Source organism: Haloplanus sp. GDY1 (assembly GCF_023703775.1).
GTDB lineage: Archaea > Halobacteriota > Halobacteria > Halobacteriales > Haloferacaceae > Haloplanus > Haloplanus halophilus.
This window is the reverse complement of sequence record NZ_CP098514.1, coordinates 1,998,881-2,012,033: the sequence shown is the minus strand read 5'-3', so window position 1 is coordinate 2,012,033 and position 13,153 is coordinate 1,998,881. Positions and strand designations below refer to the sequence as shown.

Annotated in this window: 16 protein-coding genes; 9 read left to right on the top strand and 7 right to left on the bottom strand. The window is 71.9% G+C overall.

Annotated elements, in window-relative coordinates; genetic code table 11:
* Positions 1–87: 87 nt before the first annotated feature.
* From NBT67_RS10845 to NBT67_RS10830, 4 genes are all read left to right on the top strand, one after another.
* Complete coding sequence (locus tag NBT67_RS10845; RefSeq protein ID WP_251341737.1) at positions 88–630, top strand: CDP-2,3-bis-(O-geranylgeranyl)-sn-glycerol synthase; 543 nt, start codon at positions 88–90, stop codon at positions 628–630.
* A 136-nt stretch (positions 631–766) separates the two neighbouring features.
* Positions 767–1,288 carry an orotate phosphoribosyltransferase gene (pyrE, locus tag NBT67_RS10840; RefSeq protein WP_251341736.1) on the top strand — a complete coding sequence of 174 codons (522 nt, stop codon included), beginning with the start codon at positions 767–769 and terminating at the stop codon, positions 1,286–1,288.
* 87 nt (positions 1,289–1,375) lie between these two features.
* Positions 1,376–2,776, top strand: a complete 1,401-nt coding sequence (locus NBT67_RS10835) for an NCS2 family permease (protein ID WP_251341735.1) — start codon at positions 1,376–1,378, stop codon at positions 2,774–2,776.
* Between the two features lie 69 nt (positions 2,777–2,845).
* Positions 2,846–3,094 (top strand): glutathione S-transferase N-terminal domain-containing protein, encoded by a 249-nt coding sequence (locus tag NBT67_RS10830; protein WP_251341734.1) that lies wholly within the window; start codon positions 2,846–2,848, stop codon positions 3,092–3,094.
* Here NBT67_RS10830 and NBT67_RS10825 read toward each other — a convergent pair.
* The 3 genes from NBT67_RS10825 to NBT67_RS10815 form a co-directional block, all read right to left on the bottom strand.
* Positions 3,091–3,477: a cupin domain-containing protein gene (locus tag NBT67_RS10825; protein WP_251341733.1), complete on the bottom strand. Its 387-nt coding sequence runs from the start codon at positions 3,475–3,477 to the stop codon at positions 3,091–3,093. The two genes, NBT67_RS10830 and NBT67_RS10825, sit on opposite strands and share 4 nt — an antisense overlap.
* Positions 3,478–3,518: 41 nt before the next feature.
* Positions 3,519–3,947 carry an ester cyclase gene (locus NBT67_RS10820; RefSeq protein ID WP_251341732.1) on the bottom strand — a complete coding sequence of 143 codons (429 nt, stop codon included), beginning with the start codon at positions 3,945–3,947 and terminating at the stop codon, positions 3,519–3,521.
* An 80-nt stretch (positions 3,948–4,027) separates the two neighbouring features.
* The gene (locus tag NBT67_RS10815; protein ID WP_251341731.1) at positions 4,028–4,999 is read right to left on the bottom strand and encodes a transcriptional regulator; all 972 of its coding nucleotides are present in this window, start codon (positions 4,997–4,999) and stop codon (positions 4,028–4,030) included.
* A 148-nt stretch (positions 5,000–5,147) separates the two neighbouring features.
* On the opposite strand from NBT67_RS10815, the gene NBT67_RS10810 reads away from it, so the two are divergent.
* Positions 5,148–6,416, top strand: coding sequence for a tRNA(Ile)(2)-agmatinylcytidine synthase (locus NBT67_RS10810; protein WP_251341730.1), 1,269 nt, complete (start codon positions 5,148–5,150; stop codon positions 6,414–6,416).
* A 124-nt stretch (positions 6,417–6,540) separates the two neighbouring features.
* A complete protein-coding gene (locus tag NBT67_RS10805) occupies positions 6,541–6,756 on the top strand; it encodes a DUF7511 domain-containing protein (RefSeq protein ID WP_251341729.1) in 216 nt (71 codons plus the stop codon).
* Between the two features lies 1 nt (position 6,757).
* Here NBT67_RS10805 and NBT67_RS10800 read toward each other — a convergent pair whose 3' ends face one another.
* The gene (locus NBT67_RS10800) at positions 6,758–7,864 is read right to left on the bottom strand and encodes a threonine synthase (protein ID WP_251341728.1); all 1,107 of its coding nucleotides are present in this window, start codon (positions 7,862–7,864) and stop codon (positions 6,758–6,760) included.
* The gene (locus NBT67_RS10795) at positions 7,864–8,820 is read right to left on the bottom strand and encodes a succinylglutamate desuccinylase/aspartoacylase family protein (RefSeq protein ID WP_251341727.1); all 957 of its coding nucleotides are present in this window, start codon (positions 8,818–8,820) and stop codon (positions 7,864–7,866) included. The genes NBT67_RS10800 and NBT67_RS10795 overlap by 1 nt, the downstream gene beginning before the upstream one ends.
* A gap of 137 nt (positions 8,821–8,957) precedes the next feature.
* Here NBT67_RS10795 and NBT67_RS10790 point away from each other — a divergent pair, with 137 nt between their 5' ends.
* Positions 8,958–9,248, top strand: a complete 291-nt coding sequence (locus NBT67_RS10790) for a DUF7536 family protein (RefSeq protein ID WP_251341726.1) — start codon at positions 8,958–8,960, stop codon at positions 9,246–9,248.
* On the opposite strand, the gene NBT67_RS10785 is transcribed toward NBT67_RS10790, so the two are convergent.
* Positions 9,245–10,435, bottom strand: a complete 1,191-nt coding sequence (locus NBT67_RS10785) for a potassium channel family protein (protein WP_251341725.1) — start codon at positions 10,433–10,435, stop codon at positions 9,245–9,247. The two genes, NBT67_RS10790 and NBT67_RS10785, sit on opposite strands and share 4 nt — an antisense overlap.
* Positions 10,436–10,527: 92 nt before the next feature.
* On the opposite strand from NBT67_RS10785, the gene NBT67_RS10780 reads away from it, so the two are divergent.
* Entirely contained in the window at positions 10,528–11,700 is a 1,173-nt protein-coding gene (locus tag NBT67_RS10780) for an MFS transporter (protein WP_251341724.1), read from the top strand.
* A gap of 49 nt (positions 11,701–11,749) precedes the next feature.
* Here the strand turns inward: NBT67_RS10780 and NBT67_RS10775 are convergent, their stop codons facing one another.
* Entirely contained in the window at positions 11,750–12,478 is a 729-nt protein-coding gene (locus NBT67_RS10775; protein ID WP_251341723.1) for a DUF3592 domain-containing protein, read from the bottom strand.
* A gap of 133 nt (positions 12,479–12,611) precedes the next feature.
* Between NBT67_RS10775 and NBT67_RS10770 the strand changes: the two genes are divergently transcribed.
* Positions 12,612–13,130, top strand: a complete 519-nt coding sequence (locus NBT67_RS10770) for a FlaD/FlaE family flagellar protein (protein ID WP_251341722.1) — start codon at positions 12,612–12,614, stop codon at positions 13,128–13,130.
* Positions 13,131–13,153: the final 23 nt, after the last annotated feature.

Genomic DNA, 13,153 nt, shown 5'->3' with positions numbered 1-13,153 from the left:
ACGATGGGGGCCGGGGGCCTTCAGCGTGTCCACGGGACGCGATCGGAACCGCCGGGGCTTTTCACCCGTCGGGGGCCTACGGTGGGTATGGTCGTCTCGCTCGTCGCCGGCGCGCTCTGGGCGATGTTGCCGGCGTACGTCCCGAACAACGCCGCGGTCCTCGCCGGCGGCGGACGCCCCATCGACGGCGGACGGACGCTCGGCGGTCGCCGGCTGCTCGGCGACGGCAAGACGTGGCGCGGTACCGCCGCCGGCACGCTCGCTGGCGTCGCGCTGGCGATGGCGCTCAACGCCGTCCGGCCGGGCGTCGTCGCGACGCTCGGTGCCGGCCTCCCCGTCTTCTCGCTCCGGGCCGCCGTCGGCCTGGCGCTCGGGGCGATGTGTGGCGACATCGGCGCCTCGTTCCTGAAGCGCCGGCTCGGCCGGGAGCGGGGCGCCGCCGTCCCCGGACTCGACCAGCTCGACTTCGTGGTCGGCGCGCTCGTCCTCGCCGCCCTCCTCGCGCCGTCGTGGACGCTGTCGACGTTCTCGCCCGCGCGGCTGGCGGTGATCCTCGTCGCCACGCCGCTCCTGCACGTCACCACGAACGCCGGGGCGTACGTCCTCGGCCTGAAGGCCGAACCGTGGTAACCGGTCCGGTTTCGGCGGTTCTCTCGTCGAACCGCCCCGTCATTCCGGCGGTTCTCTCGTCGAACCGCCCCGTCATTCCGGCGGTTCTCTCGTCGAACCGCCCCGTTTATGTCCGTTCGCGGTCCCCTCCAATCAAATGACGACCCAGGACCTCGTCGACGCGCTCCGTGACGCCGACGCGGTGAAGTTCGGCGAGTTCGAACTCTCCCACGGCGGGACCAGCGACTACTACGTCGACAAGTACCTCTTCGAGACGGACCCGGAGTGTCTGCGCCTGATCGCCGCGGCGTTCGCCGAGCGGATCGACGAGCCGAAACTCGCCGGCGTCGCCCTCGGCGCGGTGCCGCTGGTGGCGGTGACGAGCGCCGAAACCGGCCGACCCTACGTCATCGCCCGCAAGCAGGAAAAGGAGTACGGCACGGGCAACCGCATCGAGGGACGACTCGACGAGGGCGACCGCGTGGTCGTCCTGGAGGACATCGCCACGACGGGCAAGAGCGCCCTCGACGCCGTCGATGCGCTGCGCGAGGCGGGCGCCGTCGTCGACCGGGTGCTGGTGGTCGTCGACCGAGAGGAGGGCGCCCGGGAACTGCTCGCCGAACACGGGATCGAACTCGACGCCCTGCTGACCGCGAGCGACCTGCTGGCCGGGGAGTAGGTGGCCCCGTCACGGGAGTTCGTCCGTGTTTCCGGGCCGTCGCATGCCAACCGTTAAGTTCCACATCCCGGATACGCTCATCCGTGCATGGCGCTGAGTGACTCGCTGGCGAACTACTTCGGCTTCGAAGAGCACGGGACGGACCTCCGGACGGAGGTGCTCGCGGGGACCACCACCTTCCTGACGATGTCCTACATCGTCGTGGTGAACCCGAGCATCCTCGCCGGCATCCCCGGGGAGAAACCCGGGGTCACGATCCCGGGGTACAGTCTGCCGGAAGTACAGTCGATGCTCGCGGTGGTCACCATCATCGCGGCGGCGACGGCGACGCTGATCATGGCGCTGTACGCGAACCGGCCGTTCGGACAGGCGCCGGGACTCGGGCTGAACGCCTTCTTCGCGTTCACCGTCGTTGGCGCGCTCGGCATCCCCTGGCAGACCGCACTCGCGGCGGTCGTCGTCGAGGGCATCGTCTTCATCGCCCTCACCGCAGTCGGTGCCCGGGAGTACGTCATCCGGGCGTTCCCCGAACCGGTGAAGTTCGCGGTCGGCACCGGGATCGGCCTGTTCCTGGCTATCATCAGATTACAGGCGATGGGAATCGTCGTCGACGACCCCGCGACGCTGGTCCAGTTGGGGGCGGTCGCCTCCGATCCGGTCGCCATCGTCTCCGTCGTCGGCCTCTTTCTGACGTTCGCGCTCTACGCCCGCGGCATCAGGGGCTCGATCGTCATCGGCATCGCCGCCACCGCGCTGCTGGGGTGGGGCGTCGCCAACGCGGGGATCGTCGGGAGCGACGCCGCGGATGCCCTCGTCGCGAGCGGTCCGAGCGCCACCTACGACATCACCCCCCTCGCCGGCGCCTTCGTCTCCGGACTGGCGGACATCGAGGCGTTCACCTTCGCCTTGGTCGTCTTCACCTTCTTCTTCGTCGACTTCTTCGACACCGCGGGGACACTCACCGGCGTCGCCCAGATCGCCGGCTTCCTCGACGAGAACGGCAACCTGCCCGACATCGACAAGCCGCTGATGGCCGACGCCGTCGGGACCACCGTCGGCGGGATGCTCGGCACCTCGACGGTGACGACGTACATCGAGTCCGCATCGGGCGTCGAGGAGGGCGGCCGGACGGGCATGACCGCCCTCGTGGTCGCCCTGCTCTTTCTCGCGTCGCTGGCGGTCGTGCCGCTCGCCGCGGCCATCCCGCTGTACGCCTCCCACATCGCCCTCGTCGTCATCGGCGTCGTGATGCTCGGCAACGTCGTCGACATCGCGTGGGACGACCTCTCCTACGCGATTCCCGCGGGCATGACCATCCTCGTCATGCCGCTGACCTACTCCATCGCGACGGGCATCGCGGCCGGCATCGTCACCTACCCCGTGGTGAAGGCCGCCCGCGGCGAGTGGAGTGACGTCCGCCCCGGTCACTGGGCGCTCGCGGGCGCGTTCGTCGTGTACTACGTGGTGCGGACGAACACGCTGGCGTAGGCCCCGGCCGCGCACCCGCGGCGCACGCGTCCGTCGGCCTCAAGTTCGCGGAGCCTGTACGGTCACTCGATGCCGAACTTGGAACTCTACGAACTCCCCGGCTGTCCCTACTGCGCGAAGGTAAAGACCAAACTCGACGAACTCGGGCTGGAGTACGTCTCCCACGAGGTGCCGCGCTCGCACTCCGAGCGAACCGAGGTGGAGGAGGTGAGCGGGCAGACGGGCGTGCCCGTCCTCGTCGACCCCGACCACGGCGTGGAGGGGATGTCCGAGAGCGACGACATCGTCGCGTATCTGGAGAAGACGTACGGCGCCTAGGACTCCCGCTCCTCGACGACGTACGACCCGAAGTCCTCGACGGTGCCGACCGGCGGCGCGCCGAACGCCAGCCAGACGTGGGTCTCGTCGGTGTGGTTGACGAGATTGCGGACCGTCTCCGGGGCGACGCGGACGACGCCGCCGGCGGGCACGTCGTGGACCTCGCCGGCGAGCGAGATCTGGCCGCCGTCCATGGAGACGAACACCTCCTCCTGTCCCTCGTGGGTGTGTGGCGTCGTCACCTCGCCCGGCTCCACGACGACCTGATTCACCCGGAGTTCGGTCGCTCCGAGCGGCTCCGTCAGTTTCCGGACCGCCGTCTCACACGTGTTGAACTGGTCGGCCGGTACGTCGGCGGGGTGGACGATGCTGTAGCCGTCCATGGTCGATCCGTGACCGTCCGGCAAAATACGTCTTCGGTCCCCTACGCCTCGGATTCGAGCTGTTGCATCAGCGTCTCGCCGTCGCTGTAGGCCCACATCTCGGCCAGTCGGTCGCTCTCCATGCGCAGAAGCGCCGCGCTCGTCGTCTCGACGCGCTTTCCGGTCGGCGGAATCCCCGCGAACTCTCCCTCGTGCGTGCCGCTCCAGCGGTACCGGACCGCCGCGCGGTCGTCCTCGACGACGAGGAACACCTCCTCCTTCCGGAAGTCGGGGAACGCCGCACGCACGGCGTCGATGCGCTCCTTGTAGCCCGCCGGCCCGTGGACTTCGCCACCCCCGGTCAGGTGGCAGACGAAGTCGTCGGTGAACACGTCGTCGATCCGGTCCGGCTCGCCCCGGTTGTACGCCCGGACGATGGCGTCGCTGATCCGTTCGGCTCGCTCGTGCTGTCGCTGCTGGCTGGTCGTCATGCTGAACACCACGAACATATACGACACATAACACGATAACCGTATGTGTCGTCGTCGCGCGGCCGACGAAATCGGGGCGTTCAGCTCTCGGCCGGCGCCCGCGCGCGTTCGAGGATCAGGTCCCGCAAGTCGTCGGCGTCCCGAAGCGCCGCGAGTTCCTCCTGGCTCACCAGCGCCGTCCCCTCGACGGCGTCGCGCTTCTCGCGCTCCTCGGTGACGTACACCGACCGCGTCCGGGTCACCTCGCCGAGCGAGGACATGATCCGGGCGCGCTTCTCCGCGCTCCGGGTGAACGCCGAGTGGCCGGTGAGCAGGTTCTCGATCTCGCGGTCGCCGTCCTCGCTGACGGCGGTGAAGGGGGCGCGGTTCGTCGGGTGGACGGTGAAGCCGACGCGGGCGAGGACCGCGAGGACGTGATCCTCGTCGGGGTCGAGGGCCGGGTCCTCGGGCGTCGGGTCGGCCTCGCGGACGTCCTCGGCGCCGTCCATCACGTCCACGGGGTCGCTGAACGGCTGGTCGAACAGCTCCTCCAACTGGACCGCCACCTCGATGCTGGCGTTCATGCCGTCCTCGTACTTCGAGACGGTGCGCCGCGAGACGCCGAGTTCGGTCGCCAGCCGACCCAGACTCCAGCCGCGCTCCTCCCGCTCGTCGGAGAGCAGGTCGCCGTCGATGTTGACGTAGAGACCGCCGGGCGCCGCGTAGATGAGCGGCGAGACGTTCTCGACGAACAGGTCGAAGGCCGTGTCGGGGTTGATCGCCGGGATGCCGTGCCGGAAGTACACCACCTCCGGTTTCAGCTCCTCGTCGCGGGTTCGCAGGCCGATGACGAGCGGCGTCGCCGAGAGGTACGAGCCGAGCCGCCGCATCTCGGTGCCCGTCTCGGCGTCGAGGCCGTCCACGTTGGCGAGGATCTTCACCAGGAGCAGGTCGTCGCCGCGCCGCGCCGCCAGGTCGAAGCTCTTGGGACGAATCGAACACCGGTCGCTCACCACGAATCCCGCGTCCTGGAGCATCGCAGTGATGTTTCCGACCAGTGCTGACCGTGACATACCGGCAGGTAAGCGCTCCGTGACATATATAAGTTGTGTCGGCGATTCCGTCGGCGTCCGGCGATTGGCCGCCGAGCGGTCGGGCGGCGGGTCCGCGCGCCAGTCGACGCGAAACGGCTTTCAACGCCCCCCGGCGTAGCCCCCCCCAGTGACGCTCGTCGGCCTCGACGACACCGACTCCCGGGAACGGGGGATGTGCACGACGTACGTGGCGACCCGCGTCGCCGCGGCCATCGCGGCCGCCGGGGGCGACCTCAGGGAGCGACGGCTGGTCCGCCTCAACCCCGCCGTCGAGTGGAAGACCCGCGGCAACGCCGCGCTGTGTGTCGAGACCGACCTCGACCCCGACCGCGCGTTCGACGTCGCGGCCGCCGAAATCGAGGCGCTGGCTGCCGTCGAGGACCCGCGGACGAGTCCGGGGCTGGTCGTCGCCGCGGGGTCGGCGGCGTCGGTCCCCGACTCGGTCGCCGCGTTCGCCCGCCGCGCGCTCCGGGAGCGGATCGACCCCGGCGAGGCCGAACGCCTGCTCGACGACCTGAACTACCGCAACCGCGGCTGGGACGGCGGCCGGGGGCGGGTTGGCGCCCTCGCGGCCGTCGGCGCCGGGCGCGCCTTCGACGACTGGACCTACGAACACGTCGCGTACCGGGAACTGGAGCGGTGTGGCACGCCCCGGGAGGTCGACCGCGACTCGGTTCTGGCGGCGGCCCGGGACGCCTACCCCGACGCCTGGGACACCGTCGACCGGACGGAGGGGGAACTCGTCTGCGTCCCCGCGGCGCCGGGGCCGATCCTCTACGGCATCCGCGGGGACGACCCCGGGACGGTGCGGTCGGTCGCGCGAGCCATCGAGGGCGAACCGGTCGACCGCGAGGCGACGTTCGTGACGAATCAGGGGACCGACGCCCACCTGCGCCCGGGCCGTGTGGGGGGCGTCGAGGACGGACGGAGCTACCGCGTCGACGGCGTCGTCGACGACGCGCCCGAGACGCGCGCGGGCGGGCACGTCCACCTGACGCTCCGCGAGGACGGCGCGACGCTGCCCTGCGTCGCGTTCGAACCGACAAAGCGGTTCCGCGACCGGGTGCGGGCGCTCCGTCCCGGCGACCGCGTGACCGTCTGTGGCGAGGTGGGAGAGGGCACGCTCAAACTCGAGAAGTTCGCCCTCCGCGACCCCGTGACGACCGAACGCGTCGTGCCGACGTGCCCGGACTGCGGGCGGTCGATGGAGAGCGCCGGGCGGGATCAGGGCTACCGGTGCCGGGACTGCGGGACGGCGGCCCCCGGCAGGGTCGAGCGCGAACTCGACCGTCGCCTCGACCCGGGGTGGTACGAAGTGCCGCCGTGTGCCCGCCGACACGTCGCCAAGCCGCTGATCCGGGGCGGGTTCGACGCGCCGACCCACCCCGAGCGGTGACGGTAGGCCGGCGTTTCCGGGGTTCAATGAGTCGTTAACCCGCAGTAAGGGGTGAATAGGGAAGGGGCCGGGGCGCGACGGTCGACGTGATGTGTCAGCGAATCGCACGTCCGGGAGGCCGCCCGTGAGTTCGACCGGGGAGGGCGACCGACCGGTGGCCGTCGACAGTCCCGCGCTCGACCGGTGGCCCACGTTCGCGCTCGATCACGCCATCGAGGCCGTCGGCTGCGACGGCAGTCAGTGTACGATCTACCCGTCGGACGTGCCCGAAGACCGGCGGCTCACGGCCTGGATCACGGCGACCGACGACTCCTTCATCGCCGTCGACGAGATCCGGTGAGTCACTTCGCGCGGCCGGTGAGGGGGACGACCACGTCCGCGTCCGCCCCGACGACCCCTCGGTCGCGGTAGGCGCGGAGGCCCGCCGGGGCGACGGCGGCGGTGGGTTCGACGGCGAACCCCGACTCCCGCAGGTCGGCCAGCGCGTCCCGAACCGCCGCCTCCGGGACCGCGACGGCGTCGCCGTCGGTCGCGTCGAGGGCGTCCTCGATCCGGGCGCGTCGCACCGGCTCCCGGATCCTGATGCCGTCGGCGAGGTCGTTGGCGTCCGCGTCCGGATCGGCGCCGCCCCGCCCGTCAGCCACGGGGGCGTAGCCCGTCGCCTGCACGGCCAGGAGGCGGGGCAGTCCGTCGATCCACCCCGCATCGGCGAGGGCGCGGAAGCCGCGGTAGGCGCCGAGCAGGAGCGTCCCGTGGCCGAGGGGGACGACGACGGCGTCGGGGACCGACCAGTCCCGCTGGGCGGCGAGTTCGACCCCGAACGTGGCGGTGCCGGCGAAGAAGGCCGGGTTCCAGGCGTGGCTGGCGTACCACCCGCCACCGACGGCGTCGCCGTCTCCCCGGGGCGACGCTTCGCCCACCGCCTCCCGACACGCCTCGGCGACCGCCTCGCGGTCCCCCTCGATTTCGACGACGCGCGCGCCCGTCGCCTCGATGGCCCGCCGCTTCGCCGCCGCGACCGACGCGGGGACGTAGACGTCCGCGTCGAGGCCCGCGCGGGCGGCGTAGGCGGCGATGGCCGCACCGGCGTTGCCCGAGGAGTCCTCGATCACCCGGTCGGCGCCGACCTCGACCGCCCGGGAGACGACCGTCGCGGCGCCGCGGTCCTTGAAGCTCCCGGTCGGCGAGACGTACTCCAGTTTGACGGTCGCGTCCAGGGAGGGGGCGTCGACCAGCGGCGTGAACCCCTCGCCCAGCGTGACCGACGGCTCGACGGGGATGAAGTCGTCGAACGCCCACAGGCCGCGACGCGGGTCGAACGCCGAGCGGTCGGGGGCGGGACCCTCCGGACGCGGGCACGAGGCGAACTCGAGGGGGGCGCCGCAGGTACATCGCCAGCGGTCGGCGAACGTCTCCCCGCACGCCGGACAGACGAGGTCGACGGCCATCAGTAGGAGTCGACGTTCTTCCCGACGGAGCAGACGTACTCGCCGGTCGCCACCTGGGGGAGGCGCCGACTCCGCCAGAAGATGCCGTCGTTGTCGGCGGTGATCCGGGCCTTCAGGCCGCCGAAGGGGTCGGTCACTTCGAACAGCGTCTCGTCTTCGGTCACGCGGTCGCCGAGGTCGTGGCGGTAGCGGACGAGGCCGCCGACCGGCGAGCCGTACTGGTCGAACCCCTTGGCGCGGGTCTGGGCCTCCACGGACGCGTCGCCGTCGAGGAAGTCGTAGCCGCGGAGGACGTTGAAGACGCCCTCGACGCCCGTGGCGATGCTGTCCTCGTCCCAGCCGACGGCGCCGCCGAGTTCCGGGTCGACCGCGGGCACGCCGTCCGAGGGCGCGACGCGGGCCAGTTGCCCGTCGGGGCCCTTCTGGTCGAGGACGTAGCCACAGCCGAACGTCTTCGCGAGGTCGAGACACTCCGAGTGGAGGCGGTGGCGGCGCCCGCACCGGACCCGGACCTCGTCGATCATCCGACTCGTCGAGCCCTGGTGGAGGTCGAGGACGAGGTCGGCCTCCTTGGCGACCCCGTAGGTGACGGCGGCGATGCGCTCGCTCGACGTGCCGTTCTCGTCGCCGGGGTAGGCCCGGTTCATCTTCGTGTCGTCGATGGGGTTGCGGTGTTCGGCCACCTGGAAGGCGTGGTAGTTGACGATGCCGACGGCGATCACCGTCCCCGCGAGTTCGTCGGGGTCGAGTTGCGGAACGAGGCGCTGCACCACGCCCACGCCGTTGAGTTCGTCGCCGTCGCTGGCCGCCTGGATGTAGAGGGTCGGCCCGTCGCGGGCGCCCTCGACGACGGCCACGGGGAGGCCGAACGTGCTGCCGTCGCGCGTCTCGCCGGCTTCGAGGCGGCCGGTGTCGACCGTTCCCGGCGACGCGTCCGCGCTTCCCACCGAAGTCATTGTTCGACACAGGAACTCGTCCCCTTTGAGCGATTCGATCCCTGCGCGCGGCGGCCGGGGGACGGCGTCGGGGCGTGACGGGGCGACCGCCGCCGACACAACGACGGGGCTTTGATCGTGGAGGCCCGACGACGACCGTGAGCGACGACCGACCGGATCGGCCACGGACGACGGGACTGCTCGACGCCTTGGAGGTGCGGCGGAACGCCGCCGTCGGCGTCGCCGCCGGCGCCGTCCTCGCGGTGCTCGTCTACCTCGTTCGCGTCTTCGAGTTGCTCGGCCCGAACGCCGGCACCCAACGGTACCCGTTCGTCGGCCCCGAGGGGTGGTTTCTCCTCCTCGGGGTCGTCCTCGCCTCGGCGACGGCGCTCCTCGTGACGACGGCGCTGACGGCGGCGACCGCCGTCCGCCTCGCACGTCGCCTCTAGGCGTCGCCGGCCAGTTCCGACAGCCGCGCCGCGCCGTCGCGGGTCCCCTTCGCGATCAGCACGTCGTCGGCGTGGACGGTCGTCCCGGGCCCGGGCGAGATGACCCAGTCGCCGTCGCCGCGGCGGACGGCGATGACGCGCATCCCCGTCTCGGTTTTCACCTCCAGATCGCCGAGCGAGGCGTCGGCGAGCCGGCTCCCGGCGGCCACGCCCACCCTGACGATCACCTCGTCGGACTCCTCGACGGCGGCGGCGACGACGGGGTGGGTGTCGAGGCCCCGGAGGACCCCTTCGCTGATCTCCAGGGCGGCGTCGCTGATGACCTCCGTCGCGCTCGCGAGGTGGACGAGCCCCCGGAGGGTGATGGGGTCCTCGACCCGGCCGGCGGCGCGCAACACCCACGCCTCGAACCGCGATTTGAGGGCGTCGACCTCGGCTTCGAGTTCGACGACCTCCTCGGCGACGCCCTCGCTGTCGAAGAGGACGGCGCCGTAGGCCAGATCCACCGCGAGTTCGCTCATGTTCTTCATCAGGACGATGGAGTCGACCGCGCGGTCCAGGTCGTCGATGGTGGAGTCGACCGCCGACGGCGGCTCGTAGGCGTCGCCGGTGGCGGTTTCGTACACCGCCGACAGCGCCGTCTCGGTGCCCCGGAGGAGGGCGGCGTCGCCGGCCTCGAACGTCGTCTCGCGGTCCGGGTTGACGATCCACTCGCCGGCGCGCCGGAGGGCGATCACCCGGACGCCCGTCTCCGTCTCGAGGTTGAGGCCGCCGAGCGAGGCGCCGACGTAGTCGGAGTCGGGGGCGACCTGGGCGCGGACGACCGACTCGACGGCCTCCGGAATCGCGGCCCGCATCGCCTCGGGGACGCCGATGTCCTCCAGCACCACCTTGGCGATGTCGCCCGCGGCGTCGCTGATCTTCTCGGCGGCGCCGACGACGCCGAGGACGGGCGCCAGCTTCTCGGCGTCCTCCGGGCTCCGGGCGGCCATCAGGAGGCTCATCCGCGCCTGCATCTGCAACACGTCCATCCGCTCTTCGAGTTCCAGCACCTCGGCGGCCACCTCGTCGCTCCCGTGGAGGACCGCCGAGTACGACAGGTCGATGAGGAGTTCGGCCGTGTCCTTCATCTCGACGAGCACGGCCTTCACGCTGACCGGTTCGTACTCGACGTCCCCCGGGTCCATACCCCAACCCAGTCGCCGGGGCAGTAAAAAGCCTCGCGGCGGGATGCACCGCGAACCCAAGAACGAAGCGGGTCGGGGGTGACCGCCCGACGATGGACCGAACCAGCGGCTGGGATCTGCTCGGCGTGACGACCGCGGCGTTTTTCGTGACGATGGTCGCGCGGCTGGCACCCAGCCCGCTCGTCCCCGGCATCATCGACGCGTTCGGCGTCACGACCGGGACGGTCGGGATCGCCCTCTCGGGGATGTGGGCCGCCTACGCCCTCTTTCAGTTCCCGGGCGGGATCGTCGCCGACCGGATCGGGGAGCGGCGCGTGATCCTGCTCGCGATGGGCGGCATCGCCGCGACGAGCCTCGCGCTCGCGAACGCCCGGAGCTTCGCCGTCTTCGCCGTCGCGGCCGTCGCGCTCGGGGCGTCCGCGGGGCTGTATTTCACCGCCGGCACCTCGTTTCTCACGACGCAGTTCGACGACACGGGGCGCGCGCTCGGCATCCACGAGATCGGAGCGTCGACGGCGGGGTTGATCGCGCCCGTCGCGAGCGCCGCCGTCGCCGCCCGGTTCGACTGGCGGGCGGGGCTGCTCGTCCCCGCGGCCGTCGCGCCGGTGGTGCTCGTCCTGTTCGCGTGGCGGGTCCCCGAGACGCCGCCGCGCGGCGGCGACGCGTCGGCCGTCGGGGTCTCCCCCCGCCGGCTGATCGCGCTTCTGACCCGACCGAGCATCGGGTTCACGACCCTGCTGGCCACGGTGGCCTTCTTCACCTGGCAGTCGTTCGCCTCCTTCTTCCCGACGTTCCTCACGGCTCACGTGGGGCTCACGACCGGGCGCGCGAGCCTCGTGTTCGGCGCGGTGTTCGCGCTTACGATCGTCACCGCCCCCGGACTGGGGTGGGTGTCGGACACGACGGGCCGGGACCCGGCGCTCGTCGGCTCCTTCCTCGCGGGCGTCGGCGGCTACGCCTGCTTCCTGTTCGGCGGCGGCGGGACCGTCGCGGTGGTCGCGGGCGCGGGGCTCGTCGGCCTCGGCCTCTCGTGGCCGGGCGTGCTCAACTCCCGGTTCATGGACCACCTCGGGGCGGACGAGCGCGGGACGGGGTTCGGCCTCGTGCGGACGATCCTGCTGCTCGGCAGTTCGCTCGGCAGCGGCGTGACGGGGACGGTCGCGGGGTCCGTCGGCTGGTTCGCGGCCTACGGCCTCGTCGCCGGGCTCCTGGCCCTCCTCGTCGCCGCGTTGCTCCTGAACCGGGCGCTCGGCGTCGGCGTGTGAGGCCGCCCGGTCGCGTCCGCCCGGATCCGTGGCCGTCCGACCCCTGGGCTCACCCGCCCCAGCGCCGACCGAACAGGACCATCGGCGCGGTGCGCCGGAGGAGGAGGGCGACGGCCACCAGCCCCCCCGCGACGATCAGGCCGTCAGCCCACCACGGCTCCGCGACGGCGAGGCCGACGCCGACCCCGGTGCCCACGGGGAGCAGCGGGAGGAGCGTCGCGAGGACGCCGACCAGTCGCCGCCACCACGCGGTCGTCGACGGGTCGAGGACGCCCGCGCCGGTGGCGAGGGCGACGGCGCCGAGCGAGAGCGGGAAGAGCGCGAGGCCGAGGGGGAGCAGGAGGGACAGCGGCCCCGGTCGCCGCGGACGCAGAAACGCCACCGATGGATCGCCGGCGACGACGTGGGCGGTCACGACGTCGCCCGCGTCGTAGGCGGCGGTGACGTTCTCGGCTTCCGCCCGCGTGTCCGCGACGACGGCGCCGGCACCACCCGCGCCCGGCGGAACGACGTTCCGACTCGTGTACGTCTCCCCGTCGACGGCGTAGCGGTAGGTGACCCGCACCGTGTAGCGGACCTCCCGGACGCGCAGGTCGTCGTCGACCCGCCGCGAGATCGAGGTGTCGACCACCGTCGCGTTCACCGGTCGGGCCGTCTCGACCTGCTGGTACTTCTGGTACTCGTTGAACAGCGGTATCCCGCCGAAGACGGCGCCGACCGAGAGCAAGGCGACGCCGAGCACGACACCGAGCACGCGGAGCGCGACGCGGGACGGCATCGAGCGTATCCCACGAGAGCGGCAGGATAAGGATTTCGCCCGGTCGAGGGGCGGTCGGCCCGCGCGGCGTCGGACGCGCGGCTGACTGTCGGGAAGGTTTAATTCGCCGGCAGCCGTACCCCCCGCCGTTCGAATGGCCATCGATCCGCGGAACTACGACCTCGACGAACTCCGGGCGGCCAGCGGCGCGTCGCCCCGTAGCGCGTCGCCCCGTAGCGAGGCGAGGTGGCCGGGCGACGACGCGGCCCCGGAGGCCGACGACGCCGCGGAAGGGGAGCGGTCGACGGACCGCCCGCCGGCGGACGCCGCCTTCGAGGCGTCGGTGGCTCGCGACCTGGTCACGATGGAGGGGCGGGAGGGACCGCGCGAGCGCCCGTACCTCCCTGCGCTCCCGGCGTCGCTGACGGCCGAGGCGCTGATCTTCGAGTGGCTGGAGTTCCTCGTGTTGCAGGCGGGTCGCGAGTCGGTGGCCGACGCCCTGGACTTCTACGCGTCCGTCGGGTGGCTCGGCGGCGACGCGGCCGAGGCGCTCCACGCCTACCTCCCGGGCATCGACGACGCGCGGGCGAACGCGGCCAACGACCTCGACGCGGACGACCACCGGGTGAGCCTGCACTACGTCGCCCGCCTGGCCACGCTGGCCGGCCGATGACCCCGGGAGTGCTTATTTACCAC

What these genes read in the sequence shown, in the direction of transcription:
- NBT67_RS10845 (WP_251341737.1), top strand. Translation starts at nt 88, where the DNA reads ATGGTCGTCTCGCTCGTCGCCGGCGCGCTCTGGGCGATGTTGCCGGCG.
- pyrE (WP_251341736.1), top strand. Translation starts at nt 767, where the DNA reads ATGACGACCCAGGACCTCGTCGACGCGCTCCGTGACGCCGACGCGGTG.
- NBT67_RS10835 (WP_251341735.1), top strand. Translation starts at nt 1,376, where the DNA reads ATGGCGCTGAGTGACTCGCTGGCGAACTACTTCGGCTTCGAAGAGCAC.
- NBT67_RS10830 (WP_251341734.1), top strand. Translation starts at nt 2,846, where the DNA reads ATGCCGAACTTGGAACTCTACGAACTCCCCGGCTGTCCCTACTGCGCG.
- NBT67_RS10825 (WP_251341733.1), bottom strand. Translation starts at nt 3,477, where the DNA reads ATGGACGGCTACAGCATCGTCCACCCCGCCGACGTACCGGCCGACCAG.
- NBT67_RS10820 (WP_251341732.1), bottom strand. Translation starts at nt 3,947, where the DNA reads ATGACGACCAGCCAGCAGCGACAGCACGAGCGAGCCGAACGGATCAGC.
- NBT67_RS10815 (WP_251341731.1), bottom strand. Translation starts at nt 4,999, where the DNA reads ATGTCACGGTCAGCACTGGTCGGAAACATCACTGCGATGCTCCAGGAC.
- NBT67_RS10800 (WP_251341728.1), bottom strand. Translation starts at nt 7,864, where the DNA reads ATGGCCGTCGACCTCGTCTGTCCGGCGTGCGGGGAGACGTTCGCCGAC.
- NBT67_RS10795 (WP_251341727.1), bottom strand. Translation starts at nt 8,820, where the DNA reads ATGACTTCGGTGGGAAGCGCGGACGCGTCGCCGGGAACGGTCGACACC.
- NBT67_RS10785 (WP_251341725.1), bottom strand. Translation starts at nt 10,435, where the DNA reads ATGGACCCGGGGGACGTCGAGTACGAACCGGTCAGCGTGAAGGCCGTG.
- NBT67_RS10780 (WP_251341724.1), top strand. Translation starts at nt 10,528, where the DNA reads ATGGACCGAACCAGCGGCTGGGATCTGCTCGGCGTGACGACCGCGGCG.
- NBT67_RS10775 (WP_251341723.1), bottom strand. Translation starts at nt 12,478, where the DNA reads ATGCCGTCCCGCGTCGCGCTCCGCGTGCTCGGTGTCGTGCTCGGCGTC.
- NBT67_RS10770 (WP_251341722.1), top strand. Translation starts at nt 12,612, where the DNA reads ATGGCCATCGATCCGCGGAACTACGACCTCGACGAACTCCGGGCGGCC.